Genomic DNA, 24,549 nt, shown 5'->3' on the forward strand with positions numbered 1-24,549 from the left:
GAGCACGAGGGCGATGGCGTATCCGACGGCCGCCGCCTGCAGGGTCACCAGCAGGCCGTGCCCAAGAATCGGCAGGATCGAGAGCGCGAAGGTCAGCGGGGTCGACGTGTCCCAGGCGTATCCGTACATCATGAATGCGCGCTCCTGGGAAAGGCCGGGCCGCGCCTCAGCTTCATCTCGATGAAGCGCACCGCGAGCATCAGGCACAGGGCGATGAGGAAATAGCCGATCAGGGTCAGGGTGTAGACCCGCGTGCTGTTCAGGGTGATGTTGCGCAGCGACTGAGCCTGGAAGGTCAGGTCGGCGATCGAGATCAGCGAGACGAGCGCCGTATCCTTGAGGTTCTGGATGGCGAGATTGCCGAAGGGCGGCATCATCTCGATGATGGCCTGGGGCATCGCGATGTGCCAGAGCGTGTAGGATTTGCTGAAATTCAGCGCCCGCGCGGCTTCGAGCTGGGCCGGCGGCACGGCGAGCAGGGCTCCGCGCACGATCTCGGCCCCGAACGCGCCGGTCAGGAGCGACAGGGTCATGATGCCGGTCGTGATCGGGTCGAACGAGATGCCGACCAGCGGCAGGGCGTAATAGAACCAGAACAGCTGCACGAGCAGCGGCGTGCCGCGAAACAGCACGATATAGACGAAGGCGAGGCCCGACACGAAGCGGTTGCTCGACGTACGCGCGATCCCGGCGACGAAAGCCAGGATCACGCCGAAGACGATCGAGGCGAGCGAGATCATCACCGTCACCTGCGCGCCCTTCAGCAGGGGCGCGAGATATTGCATCCATGTCATCGTCGACGTCTCCCTTCGGATAGTCCACCCGGCCGAAGCGCAACGCCCCGACCGGGTGGTTCAAGCGATGCGGCGGGTTACTTTCCGGCGCAGAGATCGGCGACATCCTTGGCCATGGCGGCCTTGATGCTTTCCTCGCTCAGACCATAGGACATGAGGATCTTCTGGTAATCCTCGGTCTTGCGGAACGCGACCAGTTCCTTGTTGAAGGCGTCGCGAAGCTCCTTGTCCTCGGGCCGGAAGGCGAAGCCGCCGTAATTGCGGACGGGCTTGCCTTCGACGACGGGATCCGTGAAGGGCTTGACCTGCTCCACGCCCTGGCTGCCTTCCACGAGCTTGGACACGGTGAGCTCGGTCGCCGCATAGGCGTCCACGCGGGACTGCACGGTCGACGGCGCATCGGCATTGGCCTGGATGATGACGATCTGATTGTCCTTCACGCCGACGGCGCGCAGGAAGTCGATGTTGTTGGCGCCCGACACGACGGCGACCTTGAGCGACGGATCCTTGGCGATGTCCGCATAGGTGGTCAGCTTCTTCGGGTTGCCCTTCTTCACCAGCAGTCCCTCGCCGTAGCTGGAATTCGGTTCGGTGAACGACACCTGCTTGCAGCGCTCGGGCGAAATGTTCTGTTCGGCCGCCGCGAAGGCGAAGCGGCGGGCCTTGAGACCCGGGATGAGCGTGCCGAACGGCGTCACCGTCCAGTTCACCTCGTTGATTCCCATCCGCTTGAACACGGCGATGGCCACGTCGGGTCCGATGCCGGCAGCCGATCCGTCTTCCTTCATGTAGCCGTAGGGCACTTCGTTGGCCGTGGCGCCCTGGATGTAGCCGGCGCTCTTCACCTCGTCGAGCGTCAGAGCCTGCGCCCCGCCGATGCCGGCCGCGAGAGCGAGGGCGGCCATGCCGTAACGGATCGATCTTTTCATGTGTCTTCTCCTCTGGTGTTATGGGTACCGCGCTCCGGTTGATCCGGCTTGCAGCGTTCTTGCTGGCGGAATTTTGTGTCAGGTCTCCTCCTCGATGGTCGCGACCACCGCGAGGCAGTCGCCCGTCTTGACGAGCCCGGGGAAATGCCGGGCGGCGAGCACACCGTCGAGGGCGGCCCGGTACTCGGCCGGCGCCTGTCCGGTCCGGCCGACGGGATGAATGCGCGCGATCACGTCCCCCGCCCGCACCGGATCGCCGAGATCGACGCAGGACTCGACGAGGCCGTCATCCTCCGCGAAGCGGAAGCACTCGGCGGAGGGCATGTCGAGCCAGCGGGTCCGCCCCGTCTCCGGCGCGCCGGAGACGATGCCCGCATGCTTGAGGATGTTCATCGCGCCACGTTTGGCGATGCCCACGGTCTTGGCCGACGATGTGCCGCCGCCCGACAGTTCCGTGGTCACGAAAACCTTGCCCATCTCTTCTGCGGCGGTGTCGTACATGCCGACCGCGTCGATCTCGATCATCCGCATGGAGTAAGGCGCCCCGAAGGCCGCGACGGCGTCGAAGCAGCGCTTCTCCTGCCCCTTGTCGGGCAGTTCGTGGGCGGCCGCATACGGCAGGAAGTCGAGGGTCCGCCCGCCCGAGTGGAAGTCGAGCACGATATCGGCGAGCGGCAGCAGCGTGCGCTGGAAGTAATCGGCGATCTTCTCGGTCACCGTGCCGTCCGGCCGGCCGGGAAAGCTGCGGTTGAGATTGCCGCGATCGATCGGCGACGTGCGGGTTCCCGCGCGAAAGGCCGGGTAGTTCATGGCGGGCACGATGATGACGCGGCCCTGCACGGCCTCCGCCTTGAGGGTCCGAGCGAGGTCGAAGAGCGCCACCGGGCCTTCGTATTCGTCGCCGTGATTGCCGCCGGTGAGCAGCGCCGTCGGACCCTCGCCGCGCTTGACGGTCGTGATCGGGATCATGACCGATCCCCAGGCGGAGTCGTCCCGGCTGTAGGGCAGGCGCAGGAAACCGTGCTGCACCCCGTCCGCATCGAAGTCGATGCTGGCCGCGATGGGGGAGGGGCGCTGGAGGGGCGTCATGACGTTCATGGCTTCACGAAGAGCTGGCGCGGCACGTTCGAGAGGCATTCGACGCCGGTTTCGGTGATGACGATGCTCTCGGTGATCTCCAGGCCCATGTTCTCGAGCCACAATCCGGTCATGAAATGGAACGTCATGCCCGGCTGCAGCTCGGTCCTGTCGCCGGGGCGCAGGCTCATGGTGCGCTCGCCCCAATCCGGCGGATAGCTCAGGCCGATGGGATAGCCGGTGCGGTTGTCCTTAACGATGCCGTAGCGCTTGAGAACGGCGAAGAAGGCGTTGGCGATGTCCTCGCAGACATTGCCCGGCTTGGCGGCCGCAAGCCCTTCCTCCATGCCTTCGAGCACGGCCTTCTCGGCATCGAGGAAGGCCTGCGTCGGCTTGCCCAGGAAGACGGTGCGCGAGAGCGGGCAGTGATAGCGCTTGTAGCAGCCGGCGATCTCGAAGAACGTGCCTTCGCCGCTGCGCATGGGCTTGTCGTCCCAGGTCAGATGCGGGGCGGATGCCTCCTCGCCGGACGGGAGAAGCGGCACGATGGCGGCGTAGTCGCCGCCGAACCCATCGACGCCCCGCAGGCCTGCGTCGTAGATCTCCGCCACGAGATCGTTCTTGCGCATGCCGGGCTCGACCTTGTCGAGGATGCGCTTGTGCATGGCCTCGACGATGCGGCCCGCCACCTTCATGTACTCGATTTCCGTCGGGCTCTTGACGGCGCGCTGCCAGTTCACGAGCGACAGGGCATCCTTGAACGTGGCGTTGGGCAGGTGCTTGACCAGGGAGAGATAGGCGGCGGCGGAGAAATAGTAATTGTCCATCTCGACCGCGATGGTACCCCGGTCCCAGCCCTTCTCCGCGATGATCCCGGACAGGAAATCCATAGGGTGGCGCTCGGTCGACTGAACGTAGTGGTCGGGATAGCCGACGATGTTGTCGTGGGCGAGATAGGCGGTGCGCTTGGCGCCGTTGGCATCCTGGCCGCGGCCGAACCAGATCGGCTCGCCCTCCGGCGGCACGAGCACGCATTGATGCACGTAGAACGACCAGCCGTCATAGCCGGTCAGCCAATGCATGTTGGACGGATCGGTGACGACGAGGAGATCGATGCCGGCTCTGTCCATCGCCCTGCGGGTCTTCGCGAGACGCTCGGCGTATTCGGCTCGGCTGAAATTGAGATTGGGCGCGCTCACGAAAGGCCTCCGGATGCTTCTTTTGTGTTGATGGATCGGCCCGCTCCGGCCTGTCGGGCGCGGGCATGGGCGAGGGTGGCGATGGCGGTGTCCTGCACGCCGGTTCCGGTGAGATCGCACAGGGTGACGGCCTGTGGATCGTCGCGGCCGGGCGCCTGCCCGGCGATGACCTGTCCCAGCGAGGGAAAGGGCTGGTCCGGCGGGATCAATCCGGCCCGGATCGCATGGTGCAGTTCGCCGAGGCGGCGCGTCTGCACCACGCTGTCGGCGATGTAGGCGGCGCGCGTCAGGATGGCGGGCTCGATCTCGTTCTTGTGCTCGGAATCGGACCCCATGGCGGTGACGTGCTGACCCGCCCGCAGCCATGCCGCCTTCAGGATCGGCTGCTCGGCCGGTGTCGTCGTGACGATGATGTCGGTGCCCTCGCAGGCGGCTTCCGGATCCCGCGCGGCTTCCACCGCGATCCCGAGGGACGCGGTCAGATCCTGCGCGGCCGCTTCGGCCTTGGCGACATCCCGTGCCCAGATCCGCGCGCGCCTGATCGGACGCACGAGGGTGAGCGCCTCGAGCTGAAGCCGGGCTTGGATGCCGGCGCCGAGGATGGCGGCCGCCTGAGAATCCGCGCGCGACAGGTGTTTTGCCGCCACCGCGCCGGCGGCGGCGGTGCGGATGTCCGTGAGATAGCCGTTGTCGAGCAGAAGGGCCTCGACAAGACCGGTCTTCGTGCTCAGGAGGATCATGAGGCCGTTGAGGCTCGGCAGGCCGAGCTTCGGGTTGTCGAAGAAGCCGGGGCTGACCTTGATGGCGAAGCCGTCGAGGCCGGGCACATAGGCGGTCTTCACGTCCACCTCGCCACGGTTCTCGACGATGTCGAGGCGCAGGATGGGCGGCATGACGACCGGCTTTGTGGCGAGCGCCGCGAAGGCGTCCTCCACGCACGCTACGGCGCTGGCGTCGAGCCGCACGATGCGGCGGAGATCGGGTTCGGTGAGGACGAGCATCTCGGTCATCGGCCTCGCGCTCCTGCGGATTGCGCCGCATCGCCGGGGTTCACGATCCGTCGGTGCAGGGTCTCGTCGATATTGCGGCCCGAGACCAGCACGACTGTGGGACCCCGGACGTCGATTCTGCCGGCCAGGAGAGCCGCGATGCCGACCGCGCCGGCCCCTTCCACGACCTCGCCTTCCTCATGAAAGGCATGGCGGATTCCTTCGGCGATCTCCTCCTCCGACAGCAGCACGACATCGTCGAGAAGATCGCGGCACATGGCGAAGGTGTAGCGGTTCTCCAGGCCGATTCCGCCGCCGAGGGAATCGGCCAGGGTTTCCAGCTCCTCCACCGGGACGGGCTTTCCCGCGCGCAGGCTTTCATGCATGGCCGCGCCGCGCGCCATGGAGATCCCGATCACGCGCGCCCGCGGAAGCCGCGCCTTGATCGCCGCGGCGACCCCCGCCGCCAGCCCGCCGCCGGAGAGCGGCACGAGGACCAGTTCGGTCTCCGGACGGGTATCGGCGATTTCAAGCCCGATCGTTCCTTGTCCGGCAATCACGTCGGGGTGGTCAAAGGGCGGGATGGCCGTCAGTCCTTCCTCGCGCACGAGACGCTCGGCTTCTTCCTGCGCATCATCCTGCGAGCGGCCAACGATGCGCACCTCGGCGCCGAGAGCCTTGACCGCGTCTATCTTGTTGGCGGGCACGAGGGCGGACATGCAGATCACGGCCCGGGCGCCTTCCGCCTTCGCCGCATGGGCGAGGGCGCGGCCGTGATTGCCCGTCGAGGCGGTGGCGAGGCCGCGCTTCTTCGCATCGTCGCCGAGGGACAGAACCGCATTGGTGGCGCCGCGCAGCTTGAAGCTGCCGGTCGGCTGATGGCTTTCGAGCTTGAGATAAACGGGATGACCGCACCGGGCGGACAAGCTGTCGGAGAGGGCCAGCTGAGTGCGGCGAACGCGGCCGGAGATCCGCTCCTGGGCCGCCGCGATCCTGTCGAGCCCGATCCCGCTCATCGGCGAGGCCTCGCCGGGGCGGATCCGGCGCGAAGGCGGCCGCTCACGCGCTCGGTTCGGGTGCTGGATTGAACTGATTTGAGGCTAAGCCTTCGCGTGGGAACCGCGTGCATGCACCCCCTCCCGTTAGGACAAGGCGATGGTGGGATGCACCAATTTTCATGTCAATCATTATATTGTCATGAAACAATCATGGTGGCTTAGCGGATGGAAGACGGCTGCTGCTTTCGCCAACGCGACTGGCAGCTCCTGCCGGATCTCTGCCAATCTTACGCAATGGAACTGGTGTCGAAGACCGGCGGCAACTGGTCGAAGGTTTCCGCGATCGTCCGCAGCGAGCGGGCCAGGGTCGCGTGCGACAGGCGGCCGCCGATGCAGATGCGGATGCCACCCGTTCCGTCCGCTCCCGCCATGAACGGGTCGGACGGCGTGACGGCGATGTTCTTCTGGGCCAGCATCCGTACGAGCCCGTCCTCCGTCCAGCGCGGCGGCACTCGCAGCCAGGCGCACAGGGACAGGGGGTGGGACCCGGCAATGTGGGCTCCGAGGACCTCCGACACGATGGCCTGGCGCGCCCGCACCTCCCGGCGCTGCAGCTCGACCAGGTTCAGGGCCGTGCCGTCCTCGACCCACAGGGTCGCGATCTCGGCGGGCAGGTTCGTGGCGCTCCAGCTCGTGACGCGCATGATGCTCGCGACCCGGATCGAATATTGCGGCGGCACCACGAGATACCCGACCCGCAGCCCTGTCAGGACCGTCTTGGTGAAGCTGGTGACGAAAAAGCCGAGATCCGGCAGCAGCGCGGCAAAGGATGGGAGCGGCGCGTCCAGGAGCGGCTTGTAGACTTCATCCTCCACCACATGGATGCCATAGCGTCGTGCAATCTCGGCGATGGCCTGCCGCCGCCCGGGTCCCATTACGTGGCTGGTCGGGTTGCCCAAAGTTGGGATGAGCACGAGGGCGCTCACCCCGCCGGCCGCGCAGGCCTCCTCGAAGGCGTCCGGGAGAATGCCCTCGCGGTCGGTCGGAAGGCCCCTCAGGGTGAAGCCCAGCACATTGGCGAGGCCGATGATGCCATGGTCCGTCAGGTTCTCGGTGAGGACGACATCGCCGGGCTGGACGATGGCCGCGACCGCCAGGAAGAGGCCGTGGGCGGCCCCGTTCGTGATCAGAATGCGATCCTTCCCGGCCTCGACGCCGAGGCCTTTCAGCCAGGCCTGGGCCGCGGCCCGATGGCGCTCCAGCCCGGCAATCGGGCGGCAGGGACGCATGAAGGCGCTGTTGTCGCTCTGGGCCAGGTGTCGCATGATCGTGCGAGAGGCGTCTTCGTGCGCTTCAGTGTAGATTGCCCGGACGATGGAGAGATCCACAGTCTCGCCAGGGTCCTGATCGAGCATGAACCGGTCGGCCCGTTCCGTGACCCGGCTGCGCACGAAGGTCCCTCGCCCGACCTCACCCCGGAGATAGCCGCGCCGCTCGGCCTCCTGATAGCTGAGGCTCACGGTCTGCACGGACACCCCAAGCCGCCGGGCAAGATCCCGGTGCGTCGGCATCCGAGCATGGGCCGGCAGGATGTCCGCATCGATATCCGCGATGATCCGCTCCGTCAGGAGCTTGTGCTTCGTGACACCCTTCCGTTTGGTCAGCGAGGGATACCAGTCGGCGATCTGTGCCTCCTCCGGGCGGATGGAGGCCTCTTGGCGGTCGCGGGGGCGAGGCAGCTCGCGCATGGGATTGTCTCGAACGATTGTAATGGATAAAGCTTTATATTGTGCTGGACCTTCGAGATAGCCATGAAACTCGACAAAATCGACTTGAAGATCCTGGCAGCCCTGCAGGCGGATGGCCGGATGACCAAGCTCCGGCTCGCTGAAATCGTCAATCTGTCTCCCACGGCGTGCTGGGAACGCCTGAGCCGCCTTGAGAAGAGCGGCGTGATCGCCGGCTATACGGCGCGCATCAACACGGACAGGTTTCTGCGCCGGACCGCCGTCCTCGTCGAGATCACTCTGAGGAGCCATCAGCAATCGGACTTCAATCGCTTCGAGGAAGCGATCCTCAAGGAGCCCGCCATCGTCTCCTGCGACGCCACCGGCGGCGGTGTGGACTATATTCTTAAGATCGTGTCTGAGGACATCGATGCCTATCAGAGATTGATCGACAAGCTGCTGCGGCTCGATCTTGGGATCGAACGATACTTTACTTACGTGATAACAAAGAACGTCAAGAGTTCGGACCCTTTATCGAGCATCGTCATCGAGAATGCGCTCTGAACGAGCTCAAGAAGCGTCTTGATACAGCCGCTAGCCGGCCCGGAGGCGCGAGCGGATCATGAACGCTTCAAATCGACCGGACAGGCCCAGCGCTTTCTTTCAGTGGATGATCAGATTACCAACCGCTTCCGCCGTCCTGGGAACTCTAACGCCGCTGATCGTCGCCGGTCCCGCGCTCGGGCCTTCACGCGTTGGGCCCCCAGCGCTTAATCCTCATCGGAGAGATGAGGGTTGCGAGTTGAGGCCATCTCGTCCCAACGGCTATGACCTCAACCAAGATCCATAACAGCCTCTCGTCTTTGCCGAGGCGCATTTTTCGGTGAAGCGGATCCGCTTCACCGAAACATATTCTAGCCGCGCGACATGTCCAGCGGCGGCTCAACGCCCTCGCGCAGCGGGCTCACATACGGCGTTTCCCGCGTCCTCTCCGCGAGATCGGCCTTGGCGGCGGCCATGAGGGACGGGTCGGTGATCGCGGCCATGCCGGTGGCGGCCATCGCCTTGGCCACATGCACCATCGCCTTGTGCGCCGTCGGCATCTTGCCCTGGGCCACCACCTGCCACGTGTGAAACGGCGTGCCGATCGCCACAGTCGGCGCATGAGCCTGAACAGTGGGCACCACCCAGCTCACGTCGCCGATATCGGTAGAACCGATCATGGGCTTGCGCGGCGAATCGAGCGGGGTCAGGAAATCCGCGAGAGGTGCATCGGTCTTCGGCTGACCGATGGCGCGATAGACGGACGCAATCTCCTGGTCCGACAGCGTGGCGCGGATCTTGCGGGCGAAGTCGCGGTCGGCCTCGTCGAAGGGCGGCGCGCCGAGCTCCTCCATGGCGTTGTGCAGGGCCTGTTCGAGCGGCGTGTTCCCGAGCGTGTTCGAGACGGCGCTGACGATCCGCATCTCGACGCTGGTCTCCGTCATCAGCGCGGCACCCTGGGCGATCTTGTGCACACGCTCGACGAGGTCGAGCATACCCTGAAGGTCCATGGCGCGGATCGAATAGCGCACGCGGGCATAGGCCTGCACCACGTTCGGCGCGATGCCGCCTGTGTCGAGGAGAGCGTAATGCACGCGCGCATCGGAGGGCATGTGCTCGCGCATGTAGTTCACGCCGACATTCATCAACTCGACGGCATCGAGGGCGCTGCGTCCCAGGTGCGGCGCCGCGGCGGCGTGAGCCGCGCGGCCCGTGAAGGCGAAATCGGCGCGGGTGTTGGCGAGCGACAGGGCCGGCGCGACTTCCCAGAAGCTGTAGGGATGCCATGAGATCGCGATGTCGACATCGTCGAAGGCGCCGGCGCGCACCATGAAGGCCTTGGCGGCGCCACCTTCCTCGGCCGGGCAGCCGTAGTACCGGACGCGACCCGGAATGCCCTTCTCCGCCAGCCAGTTCTTCAACGCGACGGCGGCCAGCATGGCGCCAGAGCCGAGAAGGTTGTGCCCGCACCCGTGTCCATGGCCGCCGGGCTCGACGGGGCGATGCTCCGCGACGCCGGATTCCTGGCTCAGTCCCGGAAGGGCGTCGTATTCGCCGAGGAACGCGATGACCGGGCCGTCCTCACCGGCTTCGCCGATGACTGCGGTCGGAATGTCGGCCACACCCTCGGTGACGCGAAAACCCTGCTGCCGCAGTTCCGCGGCATGCTCGGCGGACGAGCGCACTTCCGTGTAGCAAACCTCCGGCATGCCCCAGACGCGGTCGCTCAGGGCAATGAGGCGGTCCTTGGCGGCATCCACATGCTGCCAGATCTCGTTTCGAACGTTCATGTCTTGCTCCAGAATCGGTCGTGCGCGGTCGTCGATGCGATGCCTGAAAGGAGATGCTTCCACTTGCGCGAAATCATCTCTCTTCCTTGGGTTGCCGTCTTCGTCGACGGTGAACCGGATCCAGTTCACCGCAGAATGCGTTAGAGGGCGCCCACTTCGGCGGTGATCAGCTCTTCAGCCGGTGGAATGCGCCCCTCGAACCAATAGGCGGCGGCCGCGCGCGACATGGCGGCGCCGTCATGTCCCACGCCTTCGACGCGGATCAGTTTCCAATGGAAGGGAAGTCCAAGGCGCTCAGCTTCGCGGCGCGCGAAATCGTACATGAATTGTGCACGCCCGTAGCGATGCGGCCCCTGTCGCAGGGCCTCGGCCTGGGCCGGCAGGTTCGGGTCGTCGGTGCTGATATCCTGATCGCCCGCGAAGATGTGCATGGGATAGGCGAACCAGCGCGCCAGACTGTTCTCATCGAGGCCGAGGCCACCGAGCCCTTCAGGGAAGCTGCGCTCCAAGGTCGGCAAGGTGTACCAGCCGGGATTGCCGGCGATGACCGCTTCGAACGATTCATGATCCTGAGTCGCGAGCATCCGATGTGCGAATTGCCCGCCGGCGGAATGGCCGAAGAGCCGCGCCTTGGAGCGGCGCGTTACGCCGCCTTTCTGCAGGGCCGCGAAGACGCGGGCCGGTACGGCATAGAGCCACTTCTCGACGGGGCTTATGCTTCCCCCGTCCTCGACGACGAGGCCGTTATTGTACGATTCCGCGCCTGGAAAATACGTATCGGAAAAAGTCGGCGCTGCAATCAGGATGCGGTGCTTCTCGGCGGCCGGAATCCAGAAATCCCGATATTCGTCGCCGTTGCGGAGCATGCCGTGCTGGACGATGACGACTGGATCGTCGGGGCCGTGATCGGCTGGGCGGTAGACGTTCACCTCGATCTTCCGGTCGGGGTGGTGCGGATCGACGAAGGGGAGCGTGCTGCGTCCGATCTCGGGGCTAAGAGTGATTGTCGTCATGTGTTGTCCGAAGTGTGGAGATGGCAGGCTGCGCTGCGTCCTGGTGCGATTTCTTTCAGGACCGGGCGAACGTCACGGCATTTCGCCATCGCGTGCTCGCAGCGAGGGTGGAACGGGCAGCCGCCGGGCGGCGCCAGAGGGGAAGGGAGCTCACCCTTGAGCGGCTGGAACGCGCGCTTGCGCCGTTCCGTCGAAGGGCTCGCCGCGATGAGGGCCGCGCTGTAGGGATGGGCCGGCGCGGCGAAGACCTCGGAGGCCGGTCCGATCTCCACGATGCGCCCGAGATACATGATCGCGACCCGGTCGCTGATGTGCCGCACGACTCCCAGGTCATGGCTGACGAACAGATAGGTCAGCCCGTGCTTCTCGCGGATGTCCATGAACAGGTTGATGACCTGCGCCTGGATCGAGACGTCGAGCGCGGAGACCGGCTCGTCGCAGACCAGGAAGCCCGGCTTCACTGCGAGCGCGCGGGCGATACCGATGCGCTGGCGCTGGCCGCCGGAGAACTGATGCGGATAGCGGTTGCGATAGGCGACATCGAGGCCGACCTCGGTCAGGGCCTTGTCGACGGCCGCGTCGATCTCATGCTTCGGCAGGAGACCGTGAACCCGCAGGGCTTCCCCGACGATCTTGCGCACAGGCATCCGCGGATTGAGCGAGGCATAGGGGTCCTGGAACACCATCTGGACCTTGAGGAGATAATCCAGCCGGTCCTTGCCGCGCAGCTCGGCGACGCGCCGGCCCTCGTAAACGATGTCGCCGGCGCTGGGCTTGGTGATCCCGGTGGCGGCGCGCGCCAGCGTGGACTTGCCGCAGCCGGATTCGCCGACGAGGCCGAGCACCTCTCCGCGCTTCACGGTGAGATCGACACCGTCCACCGCCTTCAGCACGGGCGGCGGTGGCGCGCTCCCGATCGTGGCGAGAAGGCGCTGCGCGAAGGTCGACTTGCCGCGGAAGTATTTCTTGACGCCGCGCAGCTCGAAGAAGGGTTCGGTCATAGGGCAGCGCCTTCGGGCACGGGGTTGTGGCAGCGATAGCTCTGCCCGTTGCTCATGACCTGCGGCGGGGGATCGATCTGCGCGCAGACGGGCAGGGCGCGCTCGCATCGCGGACGGAACGGGCATCCGCTCGGGCGCGCATCGATGCTGGGCGCCGCTCCGTTGATCTGCTTCAGACGCTCGCCGGGGACGACCGTCGCGGCCGAGGAGCCGAGCAGGCCGAGCGTGTAGGGATGGCGGGGGCGGTCGAGCACGTCGTCGACGGTTCCCGTCTCGACGATCCGCCCCGCATACATGACGGCGACCCGGTCGGCGAGCTCGGCCACGACGGCGAGATCGTGCGTGATCCAGAGGACCGCCGTGCCGGTCTCGCGACTGAGCTTCTGGACCTCGAACAGGATCTGGCTCTGGATCGTGACGTCGAGCGCCGTTGTCGGCTCGTCGGCGATGATCAGGTCGGGCCTGTTCAGGAGCGCCGTCGCGATGGCGACGCGCTGGCGCATGCCGCCGGAGAACTCGTGAGGATACTGCTTCAGGCGCGCGTCCGGGGACGAAATGCCGACCCGGGACAGGGCCCGCGACGCCTCCGCCAGGGCGTCCTGCCGGCTGCAGGAGCGGTGCTCCAGGATGGCCTCGCACATCTGCTCGCCGATGGTGAGGACCGGGTTGAGGGTCATCAGCGGATCCTGGAAGATCATCGCGATGCGGTCGCCGCGCAGATGCCGCAGGCGCTCGTCGGTCGCCGTGCGGAGATCCTCTCCCTTGAACAGGACGTCGCCGGCAACGATCTCGCCGGGCGCGTCGATCAGCTGGACCAGGGAGAAGCCGGTGACAGACTTCCCCGAGCCGGACTCGCCGACGAGGCCCACGATCTCGCCGGGCTGCACGACGAGATCGACGCCGTCGACGGCGGGCCATGCACCGGCGAGATCGTGGAAGACTGTTCGCAGGCCGCGAACTTCGAGCAGCGGGGAGGTCATTGGCCCCTCACGTTGAAGCTTCGGCGCAGGCGCTCGCCCACGAGGTTGAGCGACATGATCAGGAGCACGAGGGCAATGCCCGGGAAAGCCGCGATCCAGTATTCGCCCGAGAGCAGGAATTCGAAACCGTTGGCGATCAGGAGCCCGAGGGAGGGCTGTGTGACCGGAACGCCGACGCCGAGGAACGACAGGGTGGCTTCGAGCGTGATGGCACTCGCGATGCTGATCGTCGAGACGACGAGGACCGAGCTGATGGAGTTCGGCAGGAGATGGGCCAGCATGATGTGGCGCGTCGGCAGGCCGAAATTGACAGCCGCCTCGATATATTCCTTACGCCGCTCGACGAGCGCCGCGGCGCGCATCAGGCGGGCATATTGCGCCCATTGCACCAGGATGATGGCGATGATCACCTTGTCGACGCCGCGCCCGATGGAGGCAAGAAGTACGAGGGCGATCAGGATCGACGGGAAGCCGAGCATGAAATCGACGACGCGCATGATCGCCGCGTCGGCGGCGCCGCCGAACTGGGCCGCGACGAGTCCGGCGAGAACCCCGATGGCGAGCGCGCCCGCGGTGGAGGTCAGGCCGACGAGCAGGCTGGTGCGCAGGCCGTAGAGGATGGCGCTGAGCATATCGCGGCCCTGCGCGTCGGTGCCGAGCCAGTAGGTGATGCCGGTCATGCCCTGCGCGCCGGGCTCCAGGCGGTTGTCCATCACGCTCAGCGACGCGAGGTCGTGCGGGTTCTGCGGCGCGATGAAGGGCGCGAGCAGCGCGAGCAGGAGGAGGAGCCCGAGAAGGATGATCGCGCCGCGCGTCGTCGGGCGGCTCTTGATCCGGCGCAGGACTTTCTGGCGCAGCGCCGTATCGGCGTCGGCCGCCACGGGCGCCGTCTTCGAAGCGATCATGCCATTTCTCCCGTCAGCTTCACGCGGGGATCGAGCGCCGCGTAGAGGATGTCGACGAGGAAGTTCACGGCGACGAAGAGGAGTGTTGCGAGCATCACATAGGCGACCACGACGGGGCGGTCGAGCTGGTAGATGCTGTCGATGAGGAGCTTGCCCATGCCCGGCCAGGCGAACACGGTCTCGGTGATGGTCGAGAAGGCCACGAGGCTGCCGAATTCCATGCCGGCGACCGTCACGACGGGAATGAGGATGTTGCGCAGCACGTGCCGCCCGACGATGCGCTTGCGGCGCACGCCCTTGGCGCGGGCATACTTAACGTAATCCTGAGTCATCGCCTCCGTGGTGCCCGCCGCCACGAGGCGGATCATCAGGGCCATGTTCGGGATGGCGAGGTTCAGGGCCGGCAGGGCGAGATGCTTCAGGCCGTCGAGCGTCAGCAGGCTCGTCGGAATGCCGAAGACGGACACCGTCTCGCCGCGTCCCGCCGTCGGCAGCCAGCCGAGGAAGACGCTGAAGAGCAGGATGAGCATCATGCCCTTCCAGAAGCTCGGAAGGGAGAAGCCGAGGATCGTCCCAGCCATGATGGCGCGGCTCGGACGGCTCTCGGGGTTGAGGCCGGCCAGGAGGCCGAGCGGAATGCCGATGAGGGCGGCGAAGCCCATGGCCAGGAGGACGAGTTCGAAGGTGGCCGGCAACCGTGCCACGATCAGATCGACCGCCGGAACGCCGTGAACGAAGGAGACTCCGAGATCGCCTTTCAGGGCCTTGCCCAGGAAGCCGAGATATTGCTGCCAGATGGGCAGATCGAGTCCGAGGCGCTGGATCATGGCCGTGCGTTCGGCGGCACTGACCTGCGGCGGGACCAGGAGTTCGATCGGGTCTCCGATGCCGTAGACGGCGAGGAAGACCACGACGGAAACCGCGAGCAGAACCAGGACGCTCTGGATCAGACGTTGCAGGATGTAGGCCGTCATGTCAGGCGTTCCGATCTGCTCGCGGCTTCGTTCATGGCTTGCTTACTTCGCGGGCTTGACCTGCATGGCCATGGTGAACTGGTCCGCGCGGCCGACGTAGTTCAGGTTCGCCTTGTAGGCCCAGATGGTGCTCTCGAAATGCAGCGGGATGAACGCGCCGCCTTCGATAACCTTCGTCCCGGCCTGCTGGAGGATCTCCGCCCGCTTCGCGTCGTCGAGGGTGACGATGGCGGTGCGGATCAGCTTGTCGAATTCAGCATCGTGGTAGCCGCCATAGTTCGAGCCGCCGATGGTCTTCGCCTCGTCAGGCGTCGCGGGCCACTGGCGCAGGAAGGACGAGGCCTCGCCGCTCGTGGAGCCCCAGCCGCCGAGAGCCACGCTGAACTCCTTCTTGGAGCGGCGCGGGAAGTAGATGGCGCGGGCCATCGCGTCCACTTCGGAGCGGATCCCGACCTGCGTCAGGTATTGGGCGACGGCCTGGGTGATCTGGCTGTCGTTGATGTAGCGGTCGTTGGTGGTCGAGAGCGTGAGCTGGAAGCCGTTGGGATAGCCGGCCTCCGCCAGGAGCTTCTTGGCCGCGGCCGGATCGTAGGCGATCTTCGGCGGGTTCGCCAGCGCTCCGAACATGCCGTTGGGCAGGAACTGGTAGGCCGGCTCGGCGGCGCCGTCCATGATGCGCTTGATGATGGCGTCGCGGTCGATGGCGAGTGACATCGCCTTGCGCACGCGCGGATCCTTCAGCGGGTTCTTGCCGTTCTCGGCCTTCACGAACGGGCTCGGCTCACGCTCCACGTCGAGCTGGAAGTAGATGACGCGGGTCGAGGGCGTGATCACGTGGCCGAAACGCTTGTCGTCCTTGATGCGGGCGACGTCGCGCGCGGCCGGGTTCTCGATCACGTCGTAGTCGCCGGCGAGCAGGCCTGCGAGGCGCGGACCGGCATTGGGGACCGGCACGAAGGTCACGTTGGCCCAGGGCTCCGCCGGGCCCCAGTACTTGTCGTTGCGCTCGAGCTCGACGCTCGTTCCCTTCGTGTAGCTCTTGAACTTGTAGGGGCCGGTGCCGATGGCGAGCTTGCCGTCGTTGAAGTCTCCGACGACGGGCCATGCTCCGGTGACGCCGCAGTTCTTCGCGACATCAAAGGTCAGCTTGTCATGCGGAAGAACGGACGAACTCAGGATGGCGAGGCCGGACAGGAAGTTCGGCAGCAGCGGATCCGGCGCTTTCGTGGTGATGACGATGGTTTGCGGATCCGGCGCCTCGACGGCCGTGAAGTTGCCCGTGATGTCGGCAAACGAGCCCGCGATTGCCGTCTCGTTCTTCAGGGTGCGGCAGAAGCTGAAGATCACGTCGTCAGCCGTGAAGGGCTGGCCGTTGGAGAAGGTCACGCCCTGGCGGAGCTTGAACGTCCAACGGTTCTGGCCGTCGTTCTCCCAGGACGTTGCGAGATTGGGTAGGACTTTCTGATTCTCGTCCTGCTTGGTCAATCCGTCGAAGATATGAGCCGCGAGGGCGTTGTTCGGCGTCAGATCGTGATAATGTGGGTCGATCGCGGTCGGCTCCGAGCTGAGCGCGATCTTGAGCGACTGGGCCCATGCGGGAGCGCTGAGCAGGCAGGTGCTGGCGACGAAAGCGAATATGAGTGGACGGCACATTGAGTGTCTCTCCGGTTCCCTTGGTGGCTGCCTTTTGACAGATTTATTTTCTCAGATTAAAAATCATGAAAATTTTCTGACGTCAACCAGTCGGGAGCGCGCGTGTCTCAAGTTCTGAAGCCGACGACGGATCTGGCTCACCGGATCGCGCTCGTTTACGCGTCGCTCAGCGAAGCGCACCGGCGCGCGGCGGACTTCGTGCTGCAGAACCCTCTCGAGACGGCCACGATGACGATCGAGGGCTTCGCGGAACGCAGCGGCGCCTCGACGGCGACGGTGACGCGTTTCGTCCGCGCGCTCAATTACGCCGGCTACAGCGAGTTCCGGGCGGCGCTCTCCGAAGCTCTGCGACTGGCCATGGCTCCCGTGGATAGTTTCGCCGATGCCCACAGCACGAAAAGCTCCGCCTTCTCGACTTTCGTGACGGCCCTCAAGGACCAGGCGGCCAATCTCGACGAGACCCTCGCGGCCGTCGACGAGCAAACCTGCACCCGCGCCATGGACGTCCTGCTGCGCGCCCGCCGGATCTTCATCGTCGGGTCCGGCGCGAGCCACCATGTGGCGGCTCATCTCGACGAAGGATTGACGCTCTATCTCGATGCGAACGTGATCTTCGCCTCGTCCCGTGGCGGGGCCGAGAAAGCCGTCCGGCACCTGATGAATGTGGGGCCGGAGGATCTCGTGCTCGCCATCTCCCTTCCGCGTTATTCGCGTGGCACCGTTGATCTGGCGAAGCTCGCCAAGAATCGCGGGGCGATAGTCATGGTCTTGACGGACGGGCCGAGTTCGCCGCTCGTTCCCATCGCGGACATCACCCTCTTCGCGCCGGCGCGGAATAGGCTGCTGCCGAACTCGCCGACCGCCGCCTTCGCGCTTGCGGACGCCATCGTGGCCGCTGTGGCCCGCGAACGGCCCGATGCCGTCGAGGCTCTGAAGGAGCTCAGCGAGAATCTCCTCTGGACTTTCTATCAGTGAAGAGCCGTCCTACAGCATCGGATTGAATCCCAAAAGTGGACTTGCACTTTTGGGATTCAATCCGATGCTTCGTCCATCAATGAGAGCATCGTTCGGGCGGAAAACCGGATCCACTTTTCCGCACGATGCTCTAGCCCGGTGCCGATCGTGTCTGTTCGAGACTCTGTTTTGCGAGCGCAAGCGCTTCCTGAAACACGGCCGGGTCGCCGATGTGGTTGGCAAGAATCAGCACGAGGGACGAATTGAGCGCGGCGCTCTGTTCGTCCGACAATCCGCGATGCGCTTCGATCAGCGCCCGGTAGGCGCGATCCGGATCGGGGAAGCGGCTTTCGGTCACGAGGGCGCTCATGCGGGTTTCTCATCCAAAGCATCGAACGCAAAAGTGGGAACCGGTTTTGCGTGAACAGATGCGGTAAAAACAAAAAATGAGAGCATCGGATGTGCACTCGAGTTCACGTCCGATGCTCAAGATTCTTCATGCGGTTCGAGGCGCGCGCGATTGCTTCCGCCGTCGTGTGGCGCCAGCGCGCCGCGAGGTGCTGATCCGGACGGACGAGATAGGTGCTGCCAGGCGTCGCGTCGAAACGTCGGGTGAAGAATCCTTCCGGATCGATCAGATCATGACCGATGACGATAACGTGCTTGCCGGACGGCGGAGGGCTGCCGTTGGGCACGTGGATCAGCGTCTCCTCGCTGCCCAGGGCTTCGAGCAGCCAGATCGGCTCGCCGCTGACTGTGCGCATAGGGGCATCGGGCACGGGCGCACCGAGACGGGCGGAGCCAGACCAGTCATCCTCATCGGGCGTGGACAGCGATGTCTCGTAGGTCGACGGCATCGACAGCCTGCCGGAATTCACCATGCGCTTGGCGAAGGGCGCATGGCGCGCGAGGGCGAGCACCGCATCGCGGAAGCGCAGTTCCTGCGCCGAGCGCGGCGCGATGAAATCCGTCGAGCGGGTGGAATGGCCGATATTCTCGTCGGCGGCGGCCGAGCGTTCGGCATCATAGGTGTCGATCAGGCTCTCGGGCGCTTCGCCTCCGATCACGAACGCGAGCTTCCAGGCGAGGTTCTCCGCATCCTGGATCCCGGAATTGGCGCCGCGCGCGCCGAAGGGCGAGACCTGATGGGCGGCGTCGCCGGCGAAGACCACGCGGCCATGCACGAAGCGCTCCAGGCGCCGGCACTGGAACGTGTAGACTGACACCCATTCGAGCGTGAACGCGTCGTGTCCGAGCATCTGGCGGATGCGCGGGATCACGCGCTCGGGCGCCTGCTCGGCCGTCGCGTCGGCATCGGGGCCGAGCTGCAGGTCGATGCGCCACACGTCGTCCGGTTGCTTGTGGAGAAGTGCCGAGCGGCCGTCGTGGAAGGGCGGATCGAACCAGAACCAGCGCTCGGGCGGAAAGTCGCCCTTCATCTTCACGTCGGCGATCAGGAAGCGGTCCTCGAAGACCTCGCCCCTGAAATCGAGCCCGAGCATGCCGCGCAGGGCCGAGCGTGCGCCGTCGGCCGCCACCACCCAATCGGCATCGAGATCGTAGGAGCCCTCGGGCGTCTCGATGGTGAGCGTCACACCGTCGTTGCGGCGCTTGAGGGCGCTGACCTTGTTGCGCCAGCGGATCTCGAGATGCGGCAGTTCGGCGGCGCGCTCCACGAGTGCGTGTTCGAGATAATATTGCTGCAGGTTGATGAAGGCCGGCATCTTATGCCCGTCCTCGGGCAGCAGGTCGAAGGCGTAGAGCTGTTCGTCGCGCTGGAACACCTTGCCGAGCTTCCAGGTGACGCCTCTTTCCAGGCAGGGATCGGCGACGCCGAGCCGGTCGAGGATCTCGAGGGTGCGCTTGGCGTAGCAGATGCCGCGCGAGCCTTCGCCGATCCGGTCCGCGTCATCGAGCAGCACCACCGGGATGCCGCGCTGCGCCAGGTCGATGGCGGTGCACAGCCCGACCGGGCCCGCGCCGACGACGATCACGGGATGACGGGCGGGGGAGGGGTGATCCTGGTCGGCGCAGCGGCGATAACCGAACTGGTAGAGAATCCTGCGAGTGTTCATGGCGTGGCCTGTGCGTCGACGATCAGGCGGGTGCGGTCGTCGATCATGCCGGAGTGGGTTTGGCCCGTGGCCGTAGCACAGAGGGGACGGATCAAGGCATACGCCTTTCGGCCATGACGATTCTCCCTGTCGTTCCGCGCCGTTCTTGCCATCGGCCTTCTGCTGCCGACGGATGTTTGCGCTGCTGACGCACAGGGTCAGCCTTGAGATTGTAACCGTCAAGTTCGGCGCAGAAGCCGAGCTTGGGCTCAACGCAGGTTGAAGCGCAGCGGCACGGTGAAGGTCGATTGCGGAATGAAGTCCGGGATCGGCGGCAGGGAGGAGCCGGGGCTCGCGGCGGCCAGCGCCGCCTGGTCGAGCGCCGCGTGTCCTGCGCTGCGCACGAGGGATGCGCCGACGATGCGGCCCGACCGGTCCATGGTGAACCGCACGGTGGCGATGCCGGTGATGCCCTGGCTGCGCGCGACATCCGGATAGCGCAGGCGATGGCGCAGGAACGCCACGAGGCTCGCGAGGTAGCGGTTGCGCGCGGTCGGATCAGCCGCAGCCGCCTGGCCGCCCATGTTCTCGCGCGACGCGGAGGCCTGCCCCTGGCGAGCATCGGAGGGCAGCGGCTTCGGCTCGGCCAAAGTCCGGCGCGGAGGCAGCTTGCGCTCGGCCGGCTTCGGCGGTGGCTTCTTCTCGGGCTTGGGAACAGGCTTTTCGTCGAGGGGCTTGGCGACCACCGTCTCCGGCGGCGGAAGGATGACCGTGTCCGTCGTGGCTGTTTCCTGTTCGACCGGAACGGCCTCGACCAGGAGCGCTTCGGTCGCGTCCTGAGGCTGGGCTTCGGCGATCTCCTCAGGCGGCTGCTCCTCGACGGTTTCCGCTTCCATCGGCTGCGTCTGCGTCTCGACGGGCGACACCTCCGGCGCTGGTTCGAGCGACGGCGCCACCGAGACGAGCTCTTCCAGGGCGGGAGCCAGGTCGATGGTGATCTCCTGCTCGCCGGGCGCATCGGCCTTGTCGCGCGGCCAGAAGGTCACAGCCGTGAAGGCGGCGCCATGCAGGATGAGCGCCGTCGCGAAGGCAAGGCCGAGCCGGCTCGGCTCCTGGGGCGATCTTAGGCTTTGAATGGACATCGGATGGCGTGTGACCTAGGGCGAACCCGACCCGCCCGGGGCCTGGGCGATCAGCGAGACCCGGCCGAATCCCGCCGCATTGATCTGACCCATGATCTCGATGACGCGGCCATAGGGAACAGCCTTGTCGCCGCGCACGAGCACGACCTGACCAGGATCCGCGCTCGCGAGCGCCCGCAGACGCGGCATCATGGTGTCGGGCGTCAGCGGCTCCTTGTCGAGGAAGGGCTGCCCCTGCGCGTCAATGGTGACCACCACCGGCTGCTTCGGCTGCGAGACTTTCGGTGCCGCCGTCTTCGGCAGTTGCACGGGCACGCCCACGGTCATGAGGGGCGCGGCCACCATGAAGATGATGAGCAGGACGAGCATCACGTCCACGAGGGGCGTGACGTTGATCTCCGACAGGGGGGCGGCGCCGAACGCGTCGTCCGTGTCCTGCGGCTGGATGGGGCCCATTCCCATTATTCCGCCGCCTCCGCGCGCAGGGGAGACTTGCGGTCGCGCGCCAGGCGGTCGCCGAGCGCCGTGATGCCGGCCACGAACGATTGCTGCAGGCGGCCGAGATCGGTCGTGAGCTTGTTGTAGGCGATCACGGCCGGGATGGCGGCGACGAGTCCGATGGCCGTGGCGAAGAGGGCTTCCGCGATGCCGGGCGCGACGACGGACAGGCTCGTGTCCTGGCTCGCCGCGATGGCCGAGAACGAGTTCATGATGCCCCAGACCGTGCCGAACAAACCGATGAAGGGCGCGGCCGACCCGATGGTGGCGAGGAACGGCAGGCCGACCTGGAGTTGCCGCATGTCGGCCGAGAGCGCGGCCCGCATGGCGCGCTCGATGCGCTCACGCCGCTCGGCTCGGCTCTCGGAGGCGTCCTGGTCGCGCCAGGCTTCGTGGCCCGCGCCGACGATGCGCCCGGTCGCGCCCGCCATCTGCGGCGAGAGCCTGTCGCCCGAGCGCGCCGCGGCCTCGAACGCGCGCGCTTGGCGACGCAGGCTGCCGAGGCGCAGGAGTTTCTCGAACACGATGGTCCAGCAGCCGAGCGACGCCAGGACGAGCAGGATCATCACGCTCTTGACGATCGGATCGGCCTGCAGGAACAGGCCGAGGAATGACATGTCGTGCGTGGCCGCGGGCATGATCTCGTTCACGATGGCGATCTCACTTCACGAAGGATACGGAATCGACCTTCGAGGCCGTCTCGATGGCGGACAGGCATTCCTCCCGCGCGGCGCTCGCGCCCTCGCAGGTCAGGACGTCGTTGAGAAGAACGCGCCCGACGCGTGTGCAGGCGAGGCCAGGAAAATCGAACAGCTTGATCAGGGTCTTGCGGCGCGGCACCGGGCCGACTTCCACGGCGAGCCGCTTGGCCGCCACGCCCTCGGTGTCGAGGGCGAACAGGTCGAGCTTCAGGGAGGTCCAGCCTTCGCCCTTCTGGTTGTCGATGAGGAAATAGGTCCGGCAATTGTCGCCCGAGGCTTCGATCCGGTTCAGCTCGATGCGCAGGGGATCCGACGCCTTGTCCTCGGCGAGAGCCGTTCCGCCGAAAGGCAGGAGCAGGGCCAGGCAGGCGAGGATGCTGCCGGACGCATGGCCGGGATCATTCCAGGTGCTCGTGCCCATGAACGCGTTCTCCTTCGTGTCGGCCGGATGTCCCGAACCCGGAATTCTTCCGGGAGGCCGATGAAGTATCTGAAAGAACGTAGATAAATCAAGGGGTTATAGGAAAATCAGAGGCGTTCTAAAAGACCCGCTACGGCCTTGAGATCGGGACGGAATCCGCTTCCTTAAAAGAGCTTCAAAGTAATTTTTCTCGAGCGGCGTCGCGACATTGCCGGTTGAAAGGCCACGAGCGCCGAGCGGATTTCACGAAAATACCATGATGCCTGAGGAAGACGGGACGTGCTTCTTACCCGGGAGATTCCGCTTGAGCTACGACGGTCACGACAAGCCCTATCCGACTTGGTACCCCTACGCCTTCGTCGGTGCGCTGGCGGTGCTTGGCGCGGCCTATTTCGTGTTCGGGTGAGAGCAGGGGCAATGCTTGCTGCGGCCTGCATCCCAAAGCGAGCGAGGCGGTACATCCGCGCCCCGGTCGCTTTTGGGAGAGAGCCTTTCCGCTAGAGCATCGGACCCAAAAGTGGACTTGCACTTTTGGGATCCATCCGACGCTCCAACTCTTGGCTGGCGCATCGTTCGAGCGGAAAACCGGATCCACTTTTCCGCATGATGCGCCAAGCGGACCGGCATGAAGACTATGACGGCGACATGGTTAACAGGCCGTTAACGGCGCGGCTCGATGTCTGCGCGATCACATGGTCGCGCCGACCTGCCAGGGCACGAATTCGAGGTCGCCGTAGCCGAGTTCCTCCGACTTCGTGTGCTCGCCGGATGCGACGCGCAGGAGGATGTCGAAGATCTCCCGGCCCTTGTCCTCGAGCGAGACGCCGTCGAGGATGTCGCCGCAATTGATGTCCATGTCGTCGAGCATGCGGCGGTAGATGTCGGAATTCGTCGCGAGCTTCAACGACGGCACCGGCTTGCAGCCGAAGGCCGAGCCGCGGCCCGTGGTAAAGGCGATCAGGTTCGCCCCGCCCGCCACCTGGCCGGTCGCCGCGACGGGATCGTAGCCCGGCGTGTCCATGTAGACGAAGCCGTGGTCCTTCACCGGCTCGGCATATTCGTAGACGGCGCGCAGCGTGGAGCGCCCGCCTTTCGCAGCCGCGCCCAACGACTTCTCGAGGATCGTCGTCAATCCACCGGCCTTGTTGCCGGGCGAGGGATTGTTGTTCATCTCGCCGCCGTTGCGAGCCGTGTAATCCTCCCACCACCTGATCCGCGCGATGAGCTTCTCGCCGATCTCCCGCGTGGCGGCGCGCCGGGTGAGCAGATGCTCCGCGCCGTAGATCTCGGGCGTCTCGGACAGGATCGACGTCCCGCCATGGCGCACCAGCAGGTCGGACGCGACGCCGAGGGCCGGGTTCGCCGTCAAGGCGGAATAGCCGTCGGAGCCGCCGCACTGGAGCGCGAGCACCAGCTCGGATGCGGGACGCGTCTCGCGCTGTGCCCTGGCGGCGATGGGCAGCATGTCCTTCACCGCATCGACGATGGCCTGCACGGTCCGGCGGGTGCCGCCCGTTTCCTGAATGGTGAGGGTGCGGAACGTCTCGCTTTCGGTCAGGCCGTATTCCTGCTTCATGCGGCCGATCTGGAACACCTCGCAGCCGAGCCCGACCATGATCACGCCGGCGAAGTTCGGATGGCTCGCGTAGCCCCATTGCGTGCGGCGCAGGATGTCGAAACCTTCGCCGTAGGCCGCGTGCCCGCAACCGGTGCCGTGCACGATGGCCACGACGCCGTCGATGCCGGGATAATCCCGCAGGAGACCGGAACGCTCCACCTCGGCCGCCGCGAAGCGCGCCACGGAGGCCGAGCAGTTCACCGAGGTGAGGATCCCGATATAGTTGCGCGTACCGGTTCTGCCCGAGGCGCGGCGATAGCCCTGGAAGGTGGCGCGCAGGTCTGGCGCCAGCAGGTCGTCCTCCCTGGCCTCGACGCCGAACGCATAATCGCGCTCGAAATCGTGCAGGCCGACATTGTGCTCGTGCACCCATTCGCCCGGTGCGATGTGGGTCTTGGCGAAGCCGATGATCTGGCCGAACTTGCGGATCGGCTCGCCTTCGCGGATCGGCTCCGCGGCCATCTTGTGGCCCCGCAGGATGCGCTCGCGGGCCGTCAGGCCCGCCGCCTCGGCGCCCTGGTTCACGAGGTCGATGGCGATGACCACGTTGTCATCGGGCGAGAGGCGGATGGTGCGGGGCGTGCTCATG

The 24,549-nt window shown here is 65.8% G+C and carries 23 protein-coding genes and 2 pseudogenes; 3 read left to right on the forward strand and 22 right to left on the reverse strand.

The annotated features are described in order from the left end of the window. The 8 genes and pseudogenes from OC446_RS30845 to OC446_RS10500 all read right to left on the reverse strand — a co-directional run. Positions 1-132 (reverse strand): annotated as a pseudogene (locus tag OC446_RS30845) (ectoine/hydroxyectoine ABC transporter permease subunit EhuD); the annotation flags it as partial. Continuing rightward, entirely contained in the window at positions 129-794 is a 666-nt protein-coding gene (gene ehuC / locus OC446_RS10470) for an ectoine/hydroxyectoine ABC transporter permease subunit EhuC (RefSeq protein ID WP_262028969.1), read from the reverse strand. The gene ehuC and the pseudogene OC446_RS30845, both read right to left, overlap by 4 nt. 77 nt (positions 795-871) lie before the next feature. Then, the gene (gene ehuB, locus OC446_RS10475) at positions 872-1,723 is read right to left on the reverse strand and encodes an ectoine/hydroxyectoine ABC transporter substrate-binding protein EhuB (RefSeq protein WP_262028970.1); all 852 of its coding nucleotides are present in this window, start codon (positions 1,721-1,723) and stop codon (positions 872-874) included. Positions 1,724-1,801: 78 nt separating this feature from the next. Next, entirely contained in the window at positions 1,802-2,812 is a 1,011-nt protein-coding gene (gene doeB / locus OC446_RS10480; RefSeq protein ID WP_262029044.1) for a N(2)-acetyl-L-2,4-diaminobutanoate deacetylase DoeB, read from the reverse strand. A gap of 5 nt (positions 2,813-2,817) precedes the next feature. Continuing rightward, positions 2,818-3,999: an ectoine hydrolase DoeA gene (gene doeA / locus OC446_RS10485; protein WP_262028971.1), complete on the reverse strand. Its 1,182-nt coding sequence runs from the start codon at positions 3,997-3,999 to the stop codon at positions 2,818-2,820. Further along, positions 3,996-5,009, reverse strand: a complete 1,014-nt coding sequence (gene eutC / locus OC446_RS10490; protein WP_262028972.1) for an ectoine utilization protein EutC — start codon at positions 5,007-5,009, stop codon at positions 3,996-3,998. The genes doeA and eutC overlap by 4 nt, the downstream gene beginning before the upstream one ends. After that, positions 5,006-6,004, reverse strand: coding sequence for a hydroxyectoine utilization dehydratase EutB (gene eutB, locus OC446_RS10495; protein ID WP_262028973.1), 999 nt, complete (start codon positions 6,002-6,004; stop codon positions 5,006-5,008). Before eutB ends, eutC begins: the two co-directional genes overlap by 4 nt. A gap of 269 nt (positions 6,005-6,273) precedes the next feature. Further along, complete coding sequence (locus tag OC446_RS10500) at positions 6,274-7,734, reverse strand: PLP-dependent aminotransferase family protein (RefSeq protein ID WP_262028974.1); 1,461 nt, start codon at positions 7,732-7,734, stop codon at positions 6,274-6,276. 63 nt (positions 7,735-7,797) lie between these two features. Here OC446_RS10500 and OC446_RS10505 point away from each other — a divergent pair, with 63 nt between their 5' ends. Both OC446_RS10505 and OC446_RS10510 read left to right on the forward strand, forming a co-directional pair. After that, positions 7,798-8,277: an Lrp/AsnC family transcriptional regulator gene (locus tag OC446_RS10505; protein ID WP_262028975.1), complete on the forward strand. Its 480-nt coding sequence runs from the start codon at positions 7,798-7,800 to the stop codon at positions 8,275-8,277. A 34-nt stretch (positions 8,278-8,311) separates the two neighbouring features. Further along, a pseudogene (locus OC446_RS10510) lies at positions 8,312-8,472 on the forward strand (IS6 family transposase); the annotation flags it as partial. Positions 8,473-8,627: 155 nt separating this feature from the next. Here OC446_RS10510 and OC446_RS10515 read toward each other — a convergent pair. The 7 genes from OC446_RS10515 to OC446_RS10545 form a co-directional block, all read right to left on the reverse strand. Further along, a complete protein-coding gene (locus OC446_RS10515) occupies positions 8,628-10,046 on the reverse strand; it encodes a M20 family metallopeptidase (RefSeq protein WP_262028976.1) in 1,419 nt (472 codons plus the stop codon). A gap of 140 nt (positions 10,047-10,186) precedes the next feature. Then, complete coding sequence (locus OC446_RS10520) at positions 10,187-11,059, reverse strand: alpha/beta hydrolase-fold protein (protein WP_262028977.1); 873 nt, start codon at positions 11,057-11,059, stop codon at positions 10,187-10,189. Next, entirely contained in the window at positions 11,056-12,060 is a 1,005-nt protein-coding gene (locus OC446_RS10525) for an ABC transporter ATP-binding protein (RefSeq protein ID WP_262028978.1), read from the reverse strand. The genes OC446_RS10520 and OC446_RS10525 overlap by 4 nt, the downstream gene beginning before the upstream one ends. Next, positions 12,057-13,040 carry an ABC transporter ATP-binding protein gene (locus OC446_RS10530; protein ID WP_262028979.1) on the reverse strand — a complete coding sequence of 328 codons (984 nt, stop codon included), beginning with the start codon at positions 13,038-13,040 and terminating at the stop codon, positions 12,057-12,059. Before OC446_RS10530 ends, OC446_RS10525 begins: the two co-directional genes overlap by 4 nt. Further along, positions 13,037-13,945 (reverse strand): ABC transporter permease, encoded by a 909-nt coding sequence (locus OC446_RS10535; RefSeq protein ID WP_262028980.1) that lies wholly within the window; start codon positions 13,943-13,945, stop codon positions 13,037-13,039. Before OC446_RS10535 ends, OC446_RS10530 begins: the two co-directional genes overlap by 4 nt. After that, a complete protein-coding gene (locus OC446_RS10540) occupies positions 13,942-14,919 on the reverse strand; it encodes an ABC transporter permease (protein WP_262028981.1) in 978 nt (325 codons plus the stop codon). The genes OC446_RS10535 and OC446_RS10540 overlap by 4 nt, the downstream gene beginning before the upstream one ends. A 42-nt stretch (positions 14,920-14,961) precedes the next feature. Beyond that, the gene (locus OC446_RS10545; RefSeq protein WP_262028982.1) at positions 14,962-16,572 is read right to left on the reverse strand and encodes an ABC transporter substrate-binding protein; all 1,611 of its coding nucleotides are present in this window, start codon (positions 16,570-16,572) and stop codon (positions 14,962-14,964) included. A gap of 102 nt (positions 16,573-16,674) precedes the next feature. On the opposite strand from OC446_RS10545, the gene OC446_RS10550 reads away from it, so the two are divergent. Beyond that, positions 16,675-17,547 carry a MurR/RpiR family transcriptional regulator gene (locus tag OC446_RS10550; RefSeq protein ID WP_262028983.1) on the forward strand — a complete coding sequence of 291 codons (873 nt, stop codon included), beginning with the start codon at positions 16,675-16,677 and terminating at the stop codon, positions 17,545-17,547. 130 nt (positions 17,548-17,677) lie between these two features. Here the strand turns inward: OC446_RS10550 and OC446_RS10555 are convergent, their stop codons facing one another. The 7 genes from OC446_RS10555 to OC446_RS10585 all read right to left on the reverse strand — a co-directional run bounded on the left by OC446_RS10555 (position 17,678) and on the right by OC446_RS10585 (position 24,548). Continuing rightward, positions 17,678-17,896: a DUF2783 domain-containing protein gene (locus OC446_RS10555; protein ID WP_262028984.1), complete on the reverse strand. Its 219-nt coding sequence runs from the start codon at positions 17,894-17,896 to the stop codon at positions 17,678-17,680. A gap of 103 nt (positions 17,897-17,999) precedes the next feature. Beyond that, entirely contained in the window at positions 18,000-19,601 is a 1,602-nt protein-coding gene (locus tag OC446_RS10560; RefSeq protein ID WP_262028985.1) for an FAD-dependent oxidoreductase, read from the reverse strand. A gap of 248 nt (positions 19,602-19,849) precedes the next feature. After that, complete coding sequence (locus tag OC446_RS10565; protein WP_262028986.1) at positions 19,850-20,722, reverse strand: TonB family protein; 873 nt, start codon at positions 20,720-20,722, stop codon at positions 19,850-19,852. A 15-nt stretch (positions 20,723-20,737) separates the two neighbouring features. After that, complete coding sequence (locus tag OC446_RS10570) at positions 20,738-21,184, reverse strand: ExbD/TolR family protein (protein ID WP_262028987.1); 447 nt, start codon at positions 21,182-21,184, stop codon at positions 20,738-20,740. After that, positions 21,184-21,858, reverse strand: coding sequence for a MotA/TolQ/ExbB proton channel family protein (locus tag OC446_RS10575; RefSeq protein WP_262029045.1), 675 nt, complete (start codon positions 21,856-21,858; stop codon positions 21,184-21,186). The genes OC446_RS10570 and OC446_RS10575 overlap by 1 nt, the downstream gene beginning before the upstream one ends. Before the next feature lie 22 nt (positions 21,859-21,880). Next, positions 21,881-22,342 (reverse strand): Tat pathway signal protein, encoded by a 462-nt coding sequence (locus OC446_RS10580; RefSeq protein WP_262028988.1) that lies wholly within the window; start codon positions 22,340-22,342, stop codon positions 21,881-21,883. A gap of 688 nt (positions 22,343-23,030) precedes the next feature. Further along, positions 23,031-24,548, reverse strand: a complete 1,518-nt coding sequence (locus OC446_RS10585; RefSeq protein ID WP_262028989.1) for a UxaA family hydrolase — start codon at positions 24,546-24,548, stop codon at positions 23,031-23,033. Position 24,549: the final 1 nt, after the last annotated feature.

The organism is Microvirga sp. Mcv34, from assembly GCF_024519725.1.
In the GTDB taxonomy this organism is placed as follows: domain Bacteria; phylum Pseudomonadota; class Alphaproteobacteria; order Rhizobiales; family Beijerinckiaceae; genus Microvirga.

Excerpts from the sequence above, each read along its gene's own strand:
- ehuB (WP_262028970.1), bottom strand. The coding sequence starts at position 1,723 with ATGAAAAGATCGATCCGTTACGGCATGGCCGCCCTCGCTCTCGCGGCC.
- OC446_RS10555 (WP_262028984.1), bottom strand. The coding sequence starts at position 17,896 with ATGAGCGCCCTCGTGACCGAAAGCCGCTTCCCCGATCCGGATCGCGCC.
- OC446_RS10520 (WP_262028977.1), bottom strand. The coding sequence starts at position 11,059 with ATGACGACAATCACTCTTAGCCCCGAGATCGGACGCAGCACGCTCCCC.
- OC446_RS10540 (WP_262028981.1), bottom strand. The coding sequence starts at position 14,919 with ATGACGGCCTACATCCTGCAACGTCTGATCCAGAGCGTCCTGGTTCTG.
- OC446_RS10515 (WP_262028976.1), bottom strand. The coding sequence starts at position 10,046 with ATGAACGTTCGAAACGAGATCTGGCAGCATGTGGATGCCGCCAAGGAC.
- OC446_RS10530 (WP_262028979.1), bottom strand. The coding sequence starts at position 13,040 with ATGACCTCCCCGCTGCTCGAAGTTCGCGGCCTGCGAACAGTCTTCCAC.
- OC446_RS10545 (WP_262028982.1), bottom strand. The coding sequence starts at position 16,572 with ATGTGCCGTCCACTCATATTCGCTTTCGTCGCCAGCACCTGCCTGCTC.
- OC446_RS10560 (WP_262028985.1), bottom strand. The coding sequence starts at position 19,601 with ATGAACACTCGCAGGATTCTCTACCAGTTCGGTTATCGCCGCTGCGCC.
- ehuC (WP_262028969.1), bottom strand. The coding sequence starts at position 794 with ATGACATGGATGCAATATCTCGCGCCCCTGCTGAAGGGCGCGCAGGTG.
- OC446_RS10585 (WP_262028989.1), bottom strand. The coding sequence starts at position 24,548 with ATGAGCACGCCCCGCACCATCCGCCTCTCGCCCGATGACAACGTGGTC.
- OC446_RS10575 (WP_262029045.1), bottom strand. The coding sequence starts at position 21,858 with ATGCCCGCGGCCACGCACGACATGTCATTCCTCGGCCTGTTCCTGCAG.
- OC446_RS10505 (WP_262028975.1), top strand. The coding sequence starts at position 7,798 with ATGAAACTCGACAAAATCGACTTGAAGATCCTGGCAGCCCTGCAGGCG.
- OC446_RS10500 (WP_262028974.1), bottom strand. The coding sequence starts at position 7,734 with ATGCGCGAGCTGCCTCGCCCCCGCGACCGCCAAGAGGCCTCCATCCGC.
- OC446_RS10570 (WP_262028987.1), bottom strand. The coding sequence starts at position 21,184 with ATGGGAATGGGCCCCATCCAGCCGCAGGACACGGACGACGCGTTCGGC.
- eutC (WP_262028972.1), bottom strand. The coding sequence starts at position 5,009 with ATGACCGAGATGCTCGTCCTCACCGAACCCGATCTCCGCCGCATCGTG.
- OC446_RS10565 (WP_262028986.1), bottom strand. The coding sequence starts at position 20,722 with ATGTCCATTCAAAGCCTAAGATCGCCCCAGGAGCCGAGCCGGCTCGGC.
- doeB (WP_262029044.1), bottom strand. The coding sequence starts at position 2,812 with ATGACGCCCCTCCAGCGCCCCTCCCCCATCGCGGCCAGCATCGACTTC.
- eutB (WP_262028973.1), bottom strand. The coding sequence starts at position 6,004 with ATGAGCGGGATCGGGCTCGACAGGATCGCGGCGGCCCAGGAGCGGATC.
- OC446_RS10580 (WP_262028988.1), bottom strand. The coding sequence starts at position 22,342 with ATGGGCACGAGCACCTGGAATGATCCCGGCCATGCGTCCGGCAGCATC.
- OC446_RS10525 (WP_262028978.1), bottom strand. The coding sequence starts at position 12,060 with ATGACCGAACCCTTCTTCGAGCTGCGCGGCGTCAAGAAATACTTCCGC.
- OC446_RS10535 (WP_262028980.1), bottom strand. The coding sequence starts at position 13,945 with ATGATCGCTTCGAAGACGGCGCCCGTGGCGGCCGACGCCGATACGGCG.